The sequence below is a fragment of the Rhodoferax sp. GW821-FHT02C08 genome, from assembly GCF_059421805.1.
In genome coordinates, this window is sequence record NZ_JBWKVR010000024.1 from 18,498 (window position 1) to 36,180 (window position 17,683).

Annotated in this window: 14 protein-coding genes; 11 read left to right on the forward strand and 3 right to left on the reverse strand. The window is 57.0% G+C overall.

From position 1 onward, the window contains the following. Positions 1 to 112: 112 nt before the first annotated feature. From AC07VY_RS22120 to AC07VY_RS22135, 4 genes are read left to right on the forward strand one after another with little or no spacing between them, the layout of a single operon-like run. Positions 113 to 1,222 (forward strand): ABC transporter ATP-binding protein, encoded by a 1,110-nt coding sequence (locus AC07VY_RS22120; protein WP_495099335.1) that lies wholly within the window; start codon positions 113 to 115, stop codon positions 1,220 to 1,222. Between the two features lie 53 nt (positions 1,223 to 1,275). Further along, on the forward strand, positions 1,276 to 2,334 hold the full coding sequence (locus AC07VY_RS22125; protein WP_495099336.1) for an ABC transporter substrate-binding protein: 1,059 nt from the start codon (positions 1,276 to 1,278) through the stop codon (positions 2,332 to 2,334). A 29-nt stretch (positions 2,335 to 2,363) separates the two neighbouring features. After that, entirely contained in the window at positions 2,364 to 3,638 is a 1,275-nt protein-coding gene (locus AC07VY_RS22130) for an ABC transporter permease (protein ID WP_495099337.1), read from the forward strand. A gap of 5 nt (positions 3,639 to 3,643) precedes the next feature. Next, positions 3,644 to 4,453, forward strand: coding sequence for an ABC transporter permease (locus AC07VY_RS22135; RefSeq protein ID WP_495099338.1), 810 nt, complete (start codon positions 3,644 to 3,646; stop codon positions 4,451 to 4,453). Between the two features lie 277 nt (positions 4,454 to 4,730). Here the strand turns inward: AC07VY_RS22135 and AC07VY_RS22140 are convergent, their stop codons facing one another. After that, complete coding sequence (locus AC07VY_RS22140; protein WP_495099339.1) at positions 4,731 to 5,447, reverse strand: hypothetical protein; 717 nt, start codon at positions 5,445 to 5,447, stop codon at positions 4,731 to 4,733. Between the two features lie 478 nt (positions 5,448 to 5,925). After that, positions 5,926 to 7,005, reverse strand: a complete 1,080-nt coding sequence (locus AC07VY_RS22145; protein WP_495099340.1) for a nitrilase-related carbon-nitrogen hydrolase — start codon at positions 7,003 to 7,005, stop codon at positions 5,926 to 5,928. 352 nt (positions 7,006 to 7,357) lie between these two features. Here AC07VY_RS22145 and AC07VY_RS22150 point away from each other — a divergent pair, with 352 nt between their 5' ends. From AC07VY_RS22150 to AC07VY_RS22180, 7 genes are all read left to right on the forward strand, one after another. Then, positions 7,358 to 9,757 (forward strand): hypothetical protein, encoded by a 2,400-nt coding sequence (locus tag AC07VY_RS22150; RefSeq protein WP_495099341.1) that lies wholly within the window; start codon positions 7,358 to 7,360, stop codon positions 9,755 to 9,757. Continuing rightward, positions 9,754 to 10,767 carry a hypothetical protein gene (locus AC07VY_RS22155; RefSeq protein ID WP_495099342.1) on the forward strand — a complete coding sequence of 338 codons (1,014 nt, stop codon included), beginning with the start codon at positions 9,754 to 9,756 and terminating at the stop codon, positions 10,765 to 10,767. The genes AC07VY_RS22150 and AC07VY_RS22155 overlap by 4 nt, the downstream gene beginning before the upstream one ends. Before the next feature lie 158 nt (positions 10,768 to 10,925). Then, positions 10,926 to 11,267, forward strand: coding sequence for a hypothetical protein (locus AC07VY_RS22160; RefSeq protein ID WP_495099343.1), 342 nt, complete (start codon positions 10,926 to 10,928; stop codon positions 11,265 to 11,267). Between the two features lie 135 nt (positions 11,268 to 11,402). After that, positions 11,403 to 12,080 carry a TnsA endonuclease N-terminal domain-containing protein gene (locus AC07VY_RS22165; protein ID WP_495099344.1) on the forward strand — a complete coding sequence of 226 codons (678 nt, stop codon included), beginning with the start codon at positions 11,403 to 11,405 and terminating at the stop codon, positions 12,078 to 12,080. After that, a complete protein-coding gene (locus AC07VY_RS22170; RefSeq protein WP_495099345.1) occupies positions 12,077 to 14,011 on the forward strand; it encodes a TnsB C-terminal domain-containing protein in 1,935 nt (644 codons plus the stop codon). The genes AC07VY_RS22165 and AC07VY_RS22170 overlap by 4 nt, the downstream gene beginning before the upstream one ends. A gap of 1 nt (position 14,012) precedes the next feature. After that, positions 14,013 to 14,918, forward strand: a complete 906-nt coding sequence (locus AC07VY_RS22175; RefSeq protein ID WP_495099346.1) for a TniB family NTP-binding protein — start codon at positions 14,013 to 14,015, stop codon at positions 14,916 to 14,918. A gap of 58 nt (positions 14,919 to 14,976) precedes the next feature. Next, positions 14,977 to 16,521 carry a TniQ family protein gene (locus tag AC07VY_RS22180; RefSeq protein WP_495099347.1) on the forward strand — a complete coding sequence of 515 codons (1,545 nt, stop codon included), beginning with the start codon at positions 14,977 to 14,979 and terminating at the stop codon, positions 16,519 to 16,521. A 281-nt stretch (positions 16,522 to 16,802) separates the two neighbouring features. Here AC07VY_RS22180 and AC07VY_RS22185 read toward each other — a convergent pair whose 3' ends face one another. Continuing rightward, the gene (locus AC07VY_RS22185) at positions 16,803 to 17,678 is read right to left on the reverse strand and encodes a helix-turn-helix transcriptional regulator (protein WP_495099379.1); all 876 of its coding nucleotides are present in this window, start codon (positions 17,676 to 17,678) and stop codon (positions 16,803 to 16,805) included. Positions 17,679 to 17,683: the final 5 nt, after the last annotated feature.

Genomic DNA, 17,683 nt, shown 5'->3' on the forward strand with positions numbered 1-17,683 from the left:
TTTCGGGTTTGTACCACCAAACAATGCATTAAACAATGCTTGTTTTTTTAATTGTGTGGTCATACATTACGCCTAATCCGGTTAATTGTCATGCCAACCCATGAGGTTTCTAATGAGCAGCAAAGAATTTATCCGCTTCGACGCGGTTAAGAAGTCCTACGACGGCGACAACTATGTGGTGAGGGGCCTGAACCTCAGCGTCGCTACGGGCGAGTTTCTGACGTTACTGGGGCCGTCCGGCTCGGGCAAAACCACCAGCCTCATGATGTTGGCTGGTTTCGAGGCGCCCACGGCTGGTGAAATCCATCTGGATGGCCACCGCATAGACCATGTGCCGGCGCACCGCCGCAACATCGGCGTGGTGTTTCAGAACTACGCCCTCTTTCCCCATATGAGCGTGGCCGACAACGTGGCATTTCCGCTGCGCATGCGCGGCATGAATACGACCGACGCAGGCAAGCAGGCCAAGCGCGCACTGGACATGGTGCGACTCGTCGGCATGGAAGGCCGGCGACCGGCACAACTCTCCGGCGGCCAGCAGCAGCGCGTGGCACTGGCACGCGCAATGGTGTTCGAGCCCAAACTGGTGCTGATGGACGAGCCGCTTGGTGCGCTGGATAAGCAGTTGCGCGAACACATGCAGCTGGAGATCAAGGCGCTGCACCGCCGCCTGGGCATCAACGTCGTGTACGTGACCCACGACCAGTCCGAGGCGTTGACGATGTCAGACCGCGTCGGCGTATTCGACCAGGGCGTCATGCAGCAGTTGGCGCCGCCAGCGGACTTGTACGAATCGCCGGCCAATCTATTTGTGGCGCAGTTCATCGGCGAAAGCAATACCTTGCGGGGGACGGTGGTGGCGACGACACCTCAGCGCTGCACTTTGCGCCTGGGCGACGGGAGCATCGTGAACGCGCGACCCACAGCCGGCCTTGCGGTAGGGCAGCCGGCCGCATTGTCGCTGCGGCCCGAGAAGGTGCGCTTGTTGCCTGATGTGTTGCCTGGTGCGCACGCGTCCAGCGACAGCTTCAACGCTGCCCCCGCAAGCTTGGTCGATCTCGTGTACCACGGCGACCACACCCGTCTGTGCCTGAACACCTGCGGTGCTATCGATTTCATGGTGAAGGTGCCTAACGACGCCGCACTACCGTCGCTGCGTCCCGGTGACCAGCTCACCGTTGGCTGGGATGCCGATCGCTGCCAGGCGCTGCCTTTGCAGTGATCTGCCGTCTTCTTTCATCGAATTCTTTCCACCACAACCCAAGGAGTCTCCAGATGCTTAACAAGTCGCTCACGTCCACCGCCGCTGCCGTCTTATCCGTTTGCCTATGCGGGGCCTTACCCGCCATGGCCCAGGACACCTTGACTGTTACCTCCTGGGGCGGCGCCTACACCAAGAGCCAGGAAAAGGCCTTCATGGAGCCTTTCGCCAAGGCCACCGGCAAGAAGGTGCTGCAGGATGAATGGGACGGTTCGCCGGCCAAGATCAAGGGTATGGTCGAGACCAAACAAGTGACCTGGGATGTCGTCGACGTCGAGCCCAGTCACGCACTGCAAGGCTGCGACGAAGGCTGGCTGGAGAAGATCGACTACAGCAAGCTCGGCGGTAAAGATAAGTTCATCGAAGGTGCGGCGATGGACTGCGCGGTCGCGACCATCGTATTCGGCACCATCTATGCCTACAACGCCGACAAGTTCCCGAATGGCGGTCCGCAGACCATGGCTGACCTGTGGGATGTGAAGAAATTTCCCGGTGCACGCGCTCTGCGCAAGTCACCGAAGACGACGCTCGAATTTGCGCTGATCGCCGATGGTGTGCCACCGAAGGATGTCTACAAGGTACTCGGCACCAAGGCCGGTGCCGACCGGGCCTTTAACAAGCTTGAACAGCTGCGGCCTTACGTCAAGGTGTGGTGGACGGCCGGTGCACAACCGCCGCAACTGCTGGCCGACGGCGAAGTCGTCATGACCACCGCCTGGAATGGCCGCATCTATGACGCGGTGAAAAACAACGGCAAGCATTTCAAGATCGTCTGGGACGGCCAGGGCCTGGACTTCAATCTGTGGGCGATCCCGAAGGGAACCAAGAACCTGGCATTGGCCCAGCAATTCGTGCAGTTCACGGTCAAGCCAGAGGTGATGGCCACCCAGTCCCAATACATCTCGTATGGGCCCACGCTGAAAGCAGCCATGGACAAGGTGCCTGAGGCCATTCGGCCTGATTTGCCCAATGCGCCAGCGAATGGGAAAAACGCCTTCGTGGTGTCGCCACAGTTCTGGGCCGATCACGAGGAAGAACTGACCGAGCGCTTCAACAAATGGCTGGCGCGCTGAGCTGATAGCGCGTATTAGCTGGAGGAGCGATGAATACCCTACCGACGCCGCCTGTGCTGGAAGACGCCCCCATGGGGGAGCAGCGGGCCGCCAGGCGTCGCCTGGCACGGTTGCACAACCTTGGGCGGTGGAAGGCGATGGCCTTGATCGCTCCACTGTTCATCTTCTTGATGGCAGTGTTTCTGGTTCCCATCGCCATCCTGCTGACGCGTGCGGTCGACAACCGCGAGGTGTCAGCCGTGTTGCCGAAGACAGCAGCGGCCTTGGAAGGCCGGCAAGGAGGCGACGTAGCGCCCACGGCGGCCATCGCCGAAGCGTTGGTTGCGGACCTGCGCGCAAGTCCGCGTGAGGCCGTGGCAGAGGTAGCCAAGCGGCTCAACTACTACCAGGCGGGCATCCGTTCCCTGATGCTGAAGACGGCCCGTGAAGTCAACCGCGCGGACCCGGAGGATGCCAGCGCGCTCGAAAGGCTGAAGACGGTCGACGAAGCCTGGCTGGACCCCGCCACCTGGAGCGTCATCCAGCGCGCGCTACCGCAGCAAACGGATTTTTATCTGCTCGCTGCTGTCGACTTGCGCCGCGATGCCCAGGGCGCGGTCCGCCAGGCGAGCGACGACAACGCGATCTACCGCGATGTCATCGTGCGCACGTTTGCGATCAGTGCCTCCGTGATGGTCTTGTGCCTGCTGCTCGGTTACCCGCTGGCCTACTGGATCGCCACCGCCCCGCCCGCCACGGCCCGCAAGCTGATGCTGCTGGTGCTGCTGCCGTTCTGGACCTCGCTGCTGGTGCGCACGACAGCGTGGGTGGTGGTGCTGCAAAGCGGCGGCGTGGTCAACAGCCTGCTGGCCTGGCTCGGGCTGATTGACCCGACGCATCCGGTCGAGTTGATCCACAACCGCGTCGGCGTATTGATCGCCATGACGCACATTCTGCTGCCCTTTATGGTGCTGCCCATCTACAGCGTCATGAAGAGCATTCCACCAAACTACATGCGTGCGGCCACCTCGCTTGGCGCACCGCCGATTGCGGCCTTCTTGCGGGTGTACCTGCCATTGAGTTTGCCGGGGGTGAGCGCGGGTGGCTTGCTGGTGTTCATTCTCGCCCTGGGCTACTACATTACACCCGCCCTGGTGGGTGGTACGCAAGACCAGATGCTGAGCTATTTCATCGCCTATTTTGCAGGTCAGGTGACCAACTGGGGCATGGCGGCTGCGCTCAGCGCGACCTTGCTGCTGCTTGTGCTGGTGCTGTATGCGGTGTACCACCGCATCGTTGGTATCGACAAACTTCGCATGGGGTGACTCAGATGTTCAATTTCCAACGTTTCACCGTCATCACGCTGCGCGGCTTTTGTGTGTTGGTGCTGCTGTTCCTGATCGCGCCAATTCTGGCCATCGTGCCGCTGTCGTTCAATGCCGAGCCCTTCTTCACCTACCCTATGCCGGGTTTCTCGCTGCAGTGGTATCGTGAATTTTTTGGTTCAGAGGTATGGCAACTCGCCCTGCGCAACAGCCTCATCGTCGCCTTTTTCGCCACGATTTTGTCCTCCGTTCTGGGCACGCTGGCGGCGTTGGGGTTGACGCGGCAAGATTGCCCCGCACGCGCCACGATCATGGCGGTGCTGATTTCTCCGATGATCATTCCAGTGGTTGTTAGCGCGGTCGGTATTTACTACTGCTTTGCGCGCGTGGGGCTGCTCAATACGCTGACCGGCCTGGTGCTCGCGCACACGGCGCTGGGCGCGCCGTTCGTGGTGATCACCGTCACGGCGACGCTATCGGGCTTTGACCACAACCTGATGCGGGCCGCGGCAAGCCTCGGTGCGGGGCCTGTGACGGCGTTCTTTCGCGTGATGCTGCCGGTGATCGTGCCCGGTGTTGCGTCCGGTGCGCTATTCGCGTTTGTCACATCGTTCGATGAAGTCGTGGTGGCGCTGTTCATCTCGGGCTCCGAGCAGCGGACCCTGCCGCGGCAGATGTGGAGCGGTGTGCGGGAGTCCCTCAGCCCGACGATTGCGGCGGTGGCAACACTGCTCATTGTGGTGTCGATCGCGCTGCTGGCCGGTTTGCAATGGCTGCAGGGCCGGTCGGCGCGTGCAAAAAGCCATTTCAGCTGAACCCGAGCTTGAAGGTGTTAGTGCTAACCACAAAACGTGGAGGCAGCAGAAATATTGGACTTGTTTACGACTTTAAATTCAACTGTTGTTAAATCGTAATGCGGGTTTGCGGGGCGTTGGACTTTAGAGACGGTTTTTAAAATCGTAAACATTCGGGTAAACCGTGTGTTTCGACATGCTGCTTTGCAGCGGTTGCAGACGCTGGCGCCTGCGTCGAGGATGGCTGCAATCGCCGCTGAAGCAGACGCTGCACGCGATATTGCACGTCCAGAAATGACTAAACAAATGAGTTCGCACCGCCCTCGGCAGACACGCCCAACGTCCAGAGGTACTTGTCGAAGACACGGTCGATGAACCAAGGCTGCTTGAAGACTACTTTCGCCTCGGTATGCTCTTGTGAAGGGATAAGACTCCAATCAAGCTGACCCGGAAGTTCAGCGACCGCCTCGCCCAACACATCTTGGTGCCTGTCGAATTGCTCTTGCCAGACCTCATCGAAGAGCGCGTAGTCCGATCCCAATTTGCCCCGCAGCCCCCTAAGGCCGCCGAGCGCCTCAACGGCTCGTCTGTCGAGAATGCGCACCTTGTGTTGGCCGGCAAACCACAGAAACTTGGTTGCCGCCGAAAGCAAGTTGGTTCCAGTCGTGCTCTGCACGGGCGCAACTAGCCCCAGGTGAATGGCCAGGGCAGGCACCTTGACTTCGGCTGGCTCATCTCTGAGGATGGAATCCTTCAAGTGCCGTGCCGCCTTGATCCATCGTTGGCTGCCCGAATGAGGATCGTCCTTATCCGTCTTGAAACCGCGGGCGACCATGTACTTGGCTGCCAAGTCACCCAATACAGCAGCGTTGATTTCGTCGGAATCAGCGTCGACGAGTCCCCGCATCAGCGTTTGATCTGTCATGAACCACTGATTGGCGTATGACAGAGCTGAGTGCTTCATCAGCCAGGGCATTCTTGCGTCAGGTTTGGCTTTCGCCTTCTTCGATGTCATACGCCTCCTCAAAAGAACTATGCGGTCATGTCATTTGGGGTCACCATACGAGCGACCTAGGCTCGGCGACATAAACAACACCCAAAAACATCAAAAATCTCCGAGCTATGACCTGAAAAGAGATCTTCAGAGAAATCTCGACGATAGAAATACGGCAAGCGCATTGCGAGCTCATAAGGCGGGTGGAGCTCCGTCCGTAAGCGACTAGCTTGGCAGCGCATGAATGCCGGCTGCAAAGTTGACGTTCAGGAACTTCCGCATCTGGCCGAGGCTGTGTGAAAACCCTCCTGGTGACCATACTGTGTGATGCATACCGACGTCAAACGTTCACCGCGGGTAACCGTACCTGCTCTCGTACCTCAGGATTGGCCGAACCAGAAGCGCTAAATGTCCTGACTGCGGTCCGGCGGTGGAGATCATTGATATTTTCCGAGGCTTCGTCTCATAGCCTGCTTAATCTCTTGCTGTAGGGGGCACTTCAGTTTTGGCTAACGCCCAAGTTCTTGTAGCAACCGCACACTGACATTTGGCCCCACACGGTTGTTGTCCACTGGCCGTTCCACTGTGCGGCATGGCTGGTACAGGTGGCCGGGCACTTGGTCTGAGCGTCGGCATTAGTCCAGATGGGGCCGGCTTGTGCATCGAAACGGCTGCTGATCTGAAACACCATCAGCTCGGCCACCGGATCTGGCGCCTGTGTACTTTGGCCCGCGGGCGTGGCGTATCCGCTGTCGCCGCAGTACACCGATGGCAGGTATTTTCCATAGTTGCGTGGCCCCACACCGTTGGAGCCGACAACAAATGCGCTGCCCAGATAACTGGCGGTTTGCGCGGCATAGCCCGTCGCGTTGAAGCCGTCGCTGCCGCACTGGCTTTGCTCACCGGCCGTGATACCCCAGGGCACGATCACGAAGTCGGGCTGCAACGCTTTAAGTGTCGCCAGGGCTTCTGCCGGAGCATAGGTGTAGGCGTCAGCGCACACCAGCATCGAAGTCTTGCCGAAAGGTGTATCCACCACTGCAATATCAGACAGTTCACCCGGCGTATAGGCGCACTGGTCCTGGTTCAGGATGCTTTTGCAGGCAGCCGGGTCAAAGGCATTTTTCAGCACATTGAACTTGCGGTGGTGCAATACGATCTGGCCTTGCGGGTTGATCAAGATACCCGAATCGTAGGCCTGGTAGGCATTGGGTAAGGCGCCTGGACCTGCCTTGGGACCTTGCTCGGCCAGCCCGACAGCCACCCACAGATTGGTCTGCGCGGCGATAGCAGCAAAGCGGTCGCTGTATATCCCGGGGATCGGTGCCGCCTGGGTGAACACGGCCGGGTTTAGCCAGCCGAACACCGAGGCTTCGGGAAAGACCACCAGTTGCGCACCCTGCGTTTTGGCCTGCTGCGCTAGATTTAGCATCTTTCCGAAATTACCTGCATCCGACGATTGCAATTGGACCAAGGCCACGGTCACGGTGCCCTGCGTCTGCGCTTGCGCGGGCAGCAGAAGCGGCGCGCAGATCCAAAGCATCATCACGGCGAAATATCTGGGGACTAAGATATTCATGAATCTCTCCCTCTGGCGTTGAGTATTGCAACGATGGCAAGCAGTCATGCGGTGGACCACTGCCCATATCCAAAAGTGACTGAGGTTTGAAGGGGGTAGGACGCTCCGCCTCAAAGTCAGCCCACTGTAGCGATATCTTTGCCCACAGAGTTGAGTCGGGCACGAGGACCGGGTTCCATTGATCCCTTGTATTGATGACGTCCTTGGTTCAAAACCTCGTGATGCAAATCCAAGTTATCCAGTGGGGGGACAGAATGTCCAAGACTTGACGCTCGCCCCGTTTCCACGAGATTCGGCCCCATCAAGCCACCACGGCGGTGGCTTGACTTATTCCAACCCGCCTTCAGAAACCATGACCAACAATCTGCCCATCCTCGCCTTCCTGTCGAATATGACTTCACCGTTGCCGATGCTTCCGTATGAGCTCAACGGGTCGTACTCAACGCCCACCGGACTGCGCATTCAGCTCCATCTCGGTCAGGTCATCGTCAACGGCCAGGCGATCACAAAGCCGATGTTCAGTGCAAGCGGGATCAGTTGGAGCGAAATGACGCCGACAGGGCATCGAGCCGGCATGTTGCGTTCAATTTCGAATGGACTGGGGTTACAGGGTTTTGTCACTGAGGACGGAACTGCGTCTTTAGCGCCGGTTCTGATGACTGTTGATGCTCTCACCTTTTCGACTGAGACCTGCCCGTCCCCGAATGACCCGACGCCAACCTGGACCCAAGGTGGCCCGCCTCTGACGATTAGCATCTCCTTTACCAGCGGCCTGCCCGTCGCGAGCGCTACGATCGGCACTATTCCGACGACGATAGCGGTGCTCACGCCGGTTGGTGCGGCCGTACCTATCACTGTTGCGGTTGACGAGTGGGCGGTTGGCAGCACCAGCTACCAGTTGCCAGAGGCCTCTCTGATCACCATCGCATTTGACGGCCAAACCTTCTCGGGGACGATGACGCCGTGGGTAAACGACGAGGCCGGGTCGGCAATCGGTTGGCGCGGTGCCGCCGCGGCATCCGTGAGTCCTCACGCCTCGCTTGTAGCGAAGGACGTCTCGGATCCTCCACTAAGTCTTGCCGATCTCGTCAGCTTGGACACCGAAGGCTCAGGAGACGTTGCCAAACAAAAGTTCCAGGATTTCATCATCTACAGCATGGACGACGGGTGGCGTGACAAGTTGACATCCGCTCCCAAGCCTGCACTGACGGCCGAGGAGGTCGCAGTCGTTAATAGCAACCCAAGCTTCTACGCCTCAAACATTTGTGACCCGTTCATCCTGCAACTGCTGAGCGGTATCGCGACAGACGCTGGCGGACCGAGCACGCCGATCAGCGACGACGACAGGCTGAAGCTCAGATACTTCTTCCAGAACTCTCTGGCCAAACTGGATGGATATAACGATCAGAGCGCGCGTCTAACGCAGCTGGCATACGAAGCAGTCGCACCCGGGATCACGGACTATATCAACGACACCTCGACGAATTGGGCAGAAACGCTGTTCCAGGCGATCACCACGCCGGCGGCAATTATGGAGGCGGTACTCGCGTTTATCGGCGACGGGTTGAAGACGACCGTGATTGACCGTCAAACTGAGCTTCTCCTCGCTTTGAGCCCAACTGCAAATCAGACAATCGGAGGAGACGCGAATGCACAACCGTGCACCTACGCAACCCTTTATCACGCCAAAGCCATGACGGCGCTGGCTCATGTCTTGACACTCCGATCAGAAATCTCGACGCCTGAAGCACAAGCAGACCTCCAAACTTACCTACCTGCATGGATCACTCAGCTTCTCATTACGCTCAGTGAAGATATTGCTGACCCCTCATTGGATCCTGGCCAGAAGGCTCAATACCAGCAATATCTGGATGAGATGCATCAAGCTATCGCGGCGGCTGGAACCGTGGCGGCATTGGCCAACGAGATTGCCACAGGCATTATTGCTTCGCAGGGCAATAGCATCCTCGGAAAAATCAATACCTGGCTACAAGGTAATAAGCTGGCAGCGGGTCTGGCCAACCTATTCGCAGTGGCCGCTTTTGCGTTCGCGCTCTTCCAGGTCATCAAGGCGTTCAAGGGCTGGAATACGCTGACGGATGAGCAACGCGCCCAAACTGTTGTCTCCGCAGTCGACCTCACTGTCAAGCTGGCCAGCGCCGTGTATGGCGCGCTACCCGAAAGTGTTGTCGAAAAGCTGGTGAATGTCGACGTCTCTGACGTCATCGACGACAACCTATTCGACGGCCTTGAATTAGGTCATGACTACTTCACCGATACAACCGAACGACTAGCCGGTGAGCTCGCGGAGGCGGGTGAGGGAGACACCGCCTCAGCGCTTGCCAAAATGTTGCCGGACGCCACCATGTTCATGAAATGCTTTTCGGTGCTGACCGCTGCGGCTGCCGTCGCATTCTCAACCTATAAAGTTTATGAGGACTTCGCCCAAGGAGGTTCGACGACGGACAAGATCCTCGACTCGCTGACTGACGCGGCTGCGGTTCTCACCCTGGCATCGGTCGTTGCGGCTGCGACTGTGGGGGAATGCGCACTGGCGGCCTTGGGGCCATTTGGTGCGGCCGCTGGTGTCATCCTGTTGATCGTCGAAATGTTCTTGCCGGGGCCCAAGCCTGACCGACCTTCCGACGACTATATGAATCAGGTGGGCAACACCGTACTGAGCCAGCTCGCCGCCGTTCCAGCGGATTGGGTGTCGACGCACCCCGCACCAGCGAAAGCAGCATCCGTATGACCCTGACACGCAGTAATTTCCTGCGGACCGCAGCAGCGATGTTCGTGGCCGCGAATTTTGATCCGCTATCGGGGCTAGCTCAAAGCGCCACTTCCATCGACCAGCAATGTGACAACCCGGAAGGGTTGATCGCAATCGACGGCCCGGCCGACCACGGGCTGGGTGATCTCGGTCTTTTGATCGTATGGCAACTCAGCCGTGCGCCTGTCGTCGCAAACCTGATGACTTTGGCACCCAATGATCCCTTTGCGGCAGCTCGCGAAAAGGCAAACGCTGTGACCACCAACTGGGGAACACCCTCGAATTTCTGGAATCAGTTGGCGACCGCAATGGTTTGTCATGCGACCTCGAATATCCAGACTCATGAACTTAACGGCATTGCGGACGGGACCAAGTCCCTCGCGGCTGTCCGGTCGCTATTGGATAGTTCAGCGGGATTCCAGGAAGTGGCAATCCTTTATGGCTTGTGGGCCAGCAATACCTGGACCAGCACATGCGGCCTGAAGATGAATGCATACCTCGACAACACGGAAACCATCTCCGCTACAGCCACGGTCGCAACCTCGCAGGACTTCCTCACCACCTTGGACTTGAAAGCGGCATCGGATCCCGCGGGCGCGCTGAGAGAAGCGGCACTTCTGCTCTACAAGCTCCAACTCGCTGACACCCGATCAGGGTCTCCGGGCTGGCGCAATAAGGTGGCTTCGGTCTGGGGCACTCGCCCGCCTGCTTCGCCGACCTACCTTGCCGCCAATTCCAGTTGGCCAGACGTCAACTTCCTTCACGCTCTCTTCTTTGATAGCAATCCGCTCCTGCTGGCATGTCAGTCCCTGGCGGGGATCGACCGGAGCGATATCCAGCCAGGCGGGTTCTGCAGGTTTCCTACGCTTGCCGTCTGGCATGCCGAGGCACTCGCGGCCTTTGTCAACGGGCCTGGAGCCACGGCAGGCTTCTCGACAGGGGCAAACTATGGCAAGGTCGATGTGACCTTGGGAGGGCGAACTTGTTAACATGAAGGAACAGCCCCTCCAGACGAGTGTCATCCTGACCGATGCAAGACCCCGGTACCTAGCGAGATGATCTCAAGCCGTCAGGGGCGCAGACGCGACGGTCTGTCTGCGACGTAATCACAAAGATTTGAAAGTGGACGGGGTATCGAGCGGCCCGGATGCAACAGGCGCTGGACTACATTGACCGGCATTTGGAAGACGAGTTGGACCTCGATGTGGTGAGCCGCGTTGCCGCGTTCTCCAAATTCTATTTCCATCGGCAGTTCACGGCGACCTTCGAGTTGTCCGTGCATCGCTACGTTCAGCTCGCCGGTATGAAGCGCGCTTCATACCGGCTTGTCTACCGGGATGCTGAAAGCGTCACAGACATTGCGATGGATGTCAAGATTCAAGCGGCGCCAACAGCTAGGCGTCAATCCGATGAAATCGACTCCAACAAGCGCGAGTTCATTGGGGATTGCTGGAGGGCGTTGCCGCGAGGTGAATGTCATCAAATTTGATGATAAATCGACGGTGATCCGCTCCATCGGGGTCGGCTTTCAAGTGGTTGAATGCCGTTAAACCACTTTGCCCTGCGGTTCATGTGCAATATATCGGCGATGCAATTTATGCCCGGTGGCCGAAAGTCAAAACACATGGCAAACGCGAAAAACACCCACATAGCCGGTTCGCACAAGGCCCGAAACATCGGTGTAAGCACCCGGTATGTTCGTGGACAAATGGCTGAGAGCCAGCAGTACGAGTCCATGCTGGAGCGCGACTTCCTGATGTTGCTGCGTATAGACAGGACCGTGGAGTCGTTCCTATCTCAGCATGTTCAGATTCCGTACACCCTCTTCGGACAAGCCAGAACTTACACCCCCGACGTGCTGGTGAAGTACAAGGCGGACCATGATGGTGTTGTGAAGCAAACCACCCTCTTCGAAGTCAAGCCAGAGGAATACGCTGACCACCCTGATGATGAACTTGCAGCTAAGCTTGCGGCCGCCAACTTGTTTTGTCCCGAACAAGGCTGGCGGTTTCAAGTAGTTAGCGAGCCAGATATCCGCATACCGAAGTTGCAAAATGCGGAATTTTTCCAACGCTATCTGGACCGCAAGGGCGACCCAGACCAGAAAAAGGTGTTGCTCAAGCAGCTGCAGCGCATGGGTGACACAACCTCGCGTAGCTTGCTGGATAGTGTCGCTCGGACACCCCAAAGCCAGGCAGCATGGTCGCCGGATTTGTGGACCTTGATCGCACAAGGACATATCGGAGTGGACTGGGATGAACCGTTCTCGATGAGCTCTGAAATCTGGGAAATTGATCAATGAGCCGCCTCATCAGCTTTGAACCGGGGTCAGTGCTGTTGCACGATAGCCGTGAGTGCGCTGTTCTGGATACCGTAAGTGCCGATAGCGTCCTGGTCGCATATGTCGACGACGGCGAAGTTCAGACCGTACATGTGAGTGAATTGGCCGTAGACGATATCGAAACAACTTCGGCACAGTCGAATCGTACAAAGCGGTTGTTGGCAGAGGCGTTACCGCTAGTGTCGGACCAGCGTTGGGCTGTTGCCCGCAAAAGATGGCTGGTTTTAAAAGATCTGTTGAAAGAACGGCCCCACTATCGAGAAGCAGCCAAAGTAAAGGCGGCTGCAAGGGAACTTGATCGTAGTCCCGCAGCGGTGTACCGGTTGATGGCCGATTTTGATGCAACACAGTCCCTTCGGGTCCTGATGCGACTTCCCCGTGCTGATAAAGGGACTAAGAAGATTCTGCCCAAGGTCGCTCGGTTGATGAGGGCAGTATTCAAGGTGCACTACCTCTCCGACCAGAGAAAGAGGATGTCCACGATTGCGGAAATGGTGGAAGAGCGCTGCAAGAAAAAAGGTTGGCCAGTACCCCATAAGTCCACAGTTATTAGCCGCCTGAAAGCGCTACCCCAAAAGGCGGTTGTTCAAGCCCGTGAGGGACGTAAAGCGGCGCGAGGCCGACACGACTTGACCCGCGGTAAACACCCAGACATCGCGTACCCCCTGGGACTTTGCCAGATGGACCACTCGCCGTCGGACTACTGCATTGTGGATGAGGTCCACCGCCGGCCGATCGATGGTGCTCAAACGTTAAGCGTCGTCCTGGATATCAATACACGCTGCATCATGGGATTCACGCTGATGATGGAGGCTCCGAGTGTGCGTGTCGCCGGTGCATGCATGGCCCATGCGATTCTGCCGAAGGAGCGGTTCCTCAAAGAAATGGGGGTCGAAGCGTATTGGCCATGCTATGGCAAGCCGAGCGTGATTTACACCGACAACGCCAGTGAGTTCGAAGCTACGCATTTTCTGCGTGCATGCCAAGTCCACGGTATTGAGGCACGTAAGCGACCCAAGGGAACACCCAACTACGCCGGCAGTATTGAGAGCTTATTTCGCACGTTCTTGCAGAGTGTCCATGAACTGGAGGGCTCACGTTTCTCCAATTGGGTCCATCGCATGGAATACGACTCGACGGGGCGCGCCATCATGACGATCCAAGAGTTCCGAAGATGGTTCACGATCTACATCACCAAGTATTACCACCAAAAGCCGCATTCGGGTCTGGCGGACCTGCCTCCGATTAAGGCGTGGGAAAACGGCATTCTGGGCGTGGGCGACAAGCCTGGGATTGGTATTCCTGATCGCGAGACTGACGAGTTCCGACTGCGGATTGACTTCCTACCTGGGATGGAACGGACCATTCAAGACTACGGCATAGCAATAGCACGGCGTCAGTACTCGGATACTGTTCTTTGGCGATGGGTAGGTGCCCGTGACCCATCAGATCTTAAGCAGGTCAGGAAGTTCATCGTTAAATACGATCCTTACGATATGAGTGAGGTGTACTTTTTGGATCCGGATCTAAACCAATATTTTCCGATCCCTGTCGTGGGGGAGTTGGAGCATATAACTTATTGGGAAAATTCCATCCTCAACCGACGGGTGCGCCGAGAAAATAGAACCCACGTCAATCACGCTGTGATTCACGAAGGCTTAGACGAAATGCGTGACGTTCGGAAAACTGCGGCAAAAACTACCAAGAAGGCGAGGCGTGATCAGCAACGTGAACTGGACAGCAAGCGCCAGTCTGTGCCAAAGCAGCGTCGTGCAGCCGTGGCCCCACCGGTAGAGTCTGATAGCTCGCTATCAGCGCATGACGATGATGACGACATCATCCAACCTCTGCCTGGTGCGGTGGCCCCGATCGCGCTGAAAGCTCAGGTCTAGTATGGCGGCTGCTGACATTTCATTTGAGCACCTGCTGCCGGAGGCGGCGCATGCGGCAATGCTTCCGGATGCAGAGCGCATCACGTATATCGACAGTGACAGGTGGCTTCCATACCAGCGTGCCAACGAAGTGATCAAAATGCTGGAGGATTTCCTGCAGCGGCCTCGCATCAACAGACCTCCGAACATGATGTTGGTAGGGAGCAGTGACAACGGGAAGTCCCATATTCTGGAGCGATTCTCAACGCTGCACCCAGGAGAGCCGAACCTTAATGGCCGCAACATCATCGCGCCTGTGCTGATGGTGGAAACGCCGCCGACGGCCAATGCGAACGACCTATATGACATGCTTTTGAGCATGTTGAATCGGCCGCGGCCATCCAACAAGAATCCCGAAAGCAGACGGGAAGCGGTCAAAGACATTTTGCGTATCGTCGAGACGAAGATTCTGATGCTGGACGAGATCAATCACCTGCTGTCGGGTAACGCCAATCGGCAGCGCGAGTTCTTGTTTGCACTGAAGCACCTGAGCAACGAACTACGGATGTCGATAGTGATCGCGGGAACGCCTGAGAGCTTGCAGTTGCTGCATCTGAGCGACCAGATTGAAAACCGTTTTCAGCCAGAGCCGTTGACTCGTTGGGTGGTTGGCACCGAAATGCGGACCCTGCTCGCGAATTTTGAACAGGTCTTGCCGCTACGCAAACCATCTCTGTTGTCGCGCAAGGACACTGCGCTACTTATTCATTCGTTTGGAGTTGAGACGATTGGCCGGATTTCTGTGCTGCTTAACGACTCGGCGAAAGAGGCAATCAAGAGTGGCACTGAATGCATTACCGCGGATATCCTGAAAAAATGCGCGCCGAAGACTAGGCATCAGACGAAATTGGATAGGTCGCGGCTTTAGTTGTGTGGTGAACCACCTCGGGTTTCGAGGTGCGTTCATCTTCAGTAGAAGGGCGGCTATGGCTCTGCTAGGAATCCCTGAGACCTTGTGGCCGATCCATTTGAGGCCGGAGTCCAATGAACTGCTCAGTAGTTGGATGGTGCGCTTTGCGCATGCCCATGGGTTGCGTGCGGAGTCCTTGTGCACGGTGCTGTTCGGCTGGGCAAGTCCAGTATGGAACCGAGATATTGATCGATCAGTTCCTGACGCCATGTTGACCAAACTGAGTTTGGCCAGCGCAAATGACCTCAACGTCCTTCGTCAATGTACCCTTGTAAGCTTTGAGGGGGTGATTTCCGAGCAGGTGAACTACAAGGGCAGTTCACTGGGGATACTGCCGCTGGGGATCTATCACCGGAAGCGCCGTCGTCCTTCGCTGATGTACTGTCCACAGTGTTTACGAGCAGATGCCAATCCGTACTACAGGAAGGCTTGGCGGATCTCATGGGTGACAATTTGTTTGACCCATGGCCTGCAATTACTTGATCAGTGTCCCCAATGTGGAGAGCCGATCACGCCCCATCGGGTCGATATACATTGGCGACGCCAAACAACGGTCAGTTCCCGTTTGCACGCATGCTGTTCGATTTGCTGTTTTGATTTGGGGCTCGCAGATGCACCACTGGCCACGGTGGACGAAATTTCTGCAGCGACTTGGATTGCGAAGGCTCTGCAGGATGGATGGGTCTGGATCGGCGACTCCGTGGTGTACTCGCCGGCATTTTTTATGGGCATTAACGCGCTAGTGCTTGCGTTGCACAAGGGAAGCGAGTGGCAAGGTTTCGACATGGCACCCTTGTCAATGCGGCGAGACTTGATTTCCCGTGCTTGTGCGCTCCTTCAGGATTGGCCCAAGCAGTTCTTGGAAGTAGCGGAGCAGAACAACTGGACCGCAGTGAATGTGACTTCGTCGCGCAAGCAATTGCCATTTTGGTTGCATCAAGTGGTCAAGCTGAATATTGATCAGGGGCGCGCGCCGATGTCTACCGTAGAAGCCGACGCAATTCTGCAGCACACATATGCCACCACCGGGGAGTATTCCTTCGAGAAGGCCCGTGTGATTTCTGGGCGTGGAATTGAACGACGCCATGTCAGTTCAATTTATGCGTCACAGGTTAGCGATGACAGCTTTGCGTTGCTACTTGCCCACATCGACCACTTGATTTCTCAGCAGCGGGATCCGGTTGAGCGTTGCCATCTTTTCGCGGATAAGGTCATGCTGGTGCTAGCAAGGATTTATGCGCTGGAGCAAACGCAGCTGGCAAAGCTATCCCTCGATCAGGCTGTGGCATTGGCATCCAATCGTCGTGCGGATTTCTGGCACATGCCAACCAAGAGAAATGATGCCGCTGCTTGGTTGGGCTGGTATCTGCGAAGCGTTCGACCTGAGTTGGAGCCCCCACCTGAGACAACAAGCGCATTTGTTTGCAGGGGGACGCGTCGGCCGCTTAGTGCCAGTGCGATTGGGGAGCGGTTTCGGAAGCACTGTCGTGATGCAGTGCTTCAGCGGGAGATTAAAAGCTTCAGCTTCTTGACGCGGCGTTACCAGGACACGCGAGTGTGACCAGGTAGGCTTTCCTATGAAAAGTATTTTGGCACGACTGCGCTGTCAGATACGGACAAGAAGAACATTGTGACTGGCATCGAGAGTTGATTGATCGCACAAGGTGCCTGTTTTACGTGTGCTGCTCGCGCGCTATCCGTTATCCCACCGTGGTACCGTTCGTCTCAGACACCGCGTTGGCTCGAGCAAAGATCGAGGAAGCGGATTTCGAGGTCATGTTCCGGCCCATGATTCGCCAGGCAACAAGATGCGGAAAACCTACCGGCGGTCTACAAGGGGAATTAGCCCACGCTGAACAGGTCACCGAGGCTCTGATTGTTCTCCAAATACAGCTGAAACTGGGGAGGGCGATCACGAGCGGAATCCGTTGCGAGTCGTAGATCGTGAATAACGTAGCTTGCTAGAGCCTGCCTGACTCGAAGGGCCATCGAAGCTTTCCCAGCAAAGTACTCCCGACGAAGGAGGCGTTGATGTCGCTCACCGAACTCAGGGTGGGCTACAACCTTCAGCGTGACGTACTTGTTCCAATCGGTGTCATGTCGCCGAAGCTTTGGCGCAGACTCATCTAACGGCTGGAACGAGAGCACACGCCCCAAAGCAAAGTCCCTGAACTCCATCCGCAGGTTACACCAAGCCCTTGCATGCCATCGTCGTGGCGCACGGACCAGGCTATGCGGAAAAATGATTCTCTCCACACCATCGGGATGGTTCATCGAGCCATAGGTAATACGCAGTCCCGTGGCCGAGCGGATGGCCCTCAACAGATCTGCAAAGAGCTGTGGATCCTCGCTTAAGAGAGATGGCCTAGCCTCAACCACCAGATTTGAACCGAATAGTTTGTTGGTCGCCCTAGAGAGCAGGCGAAGATAGTCATCAGCCGAAGTCGGAGGCACTTCTTTGTCGAATCGCGTCGATGGCTTGATCGGCGCCCGCGGGCTTGAGCGAGTAATTACAGCTCCGCGCTCTGCAATGTAGGTAGCTAGCAGCCGGCTTGACTGAACCGCCTGAATCCCGAAGACCTCGCGGATACGCGCGTTAGAAAGCTCACCTTCCCAACGAACCAGGACGTCCATGTCCCTGATGCGTTGTGAGGCATCTTCCTGAAGACTTTCTACGGGGTGTTTGGCGCTGGAGGGAAGCACGGCATGACTATTCACGAGCG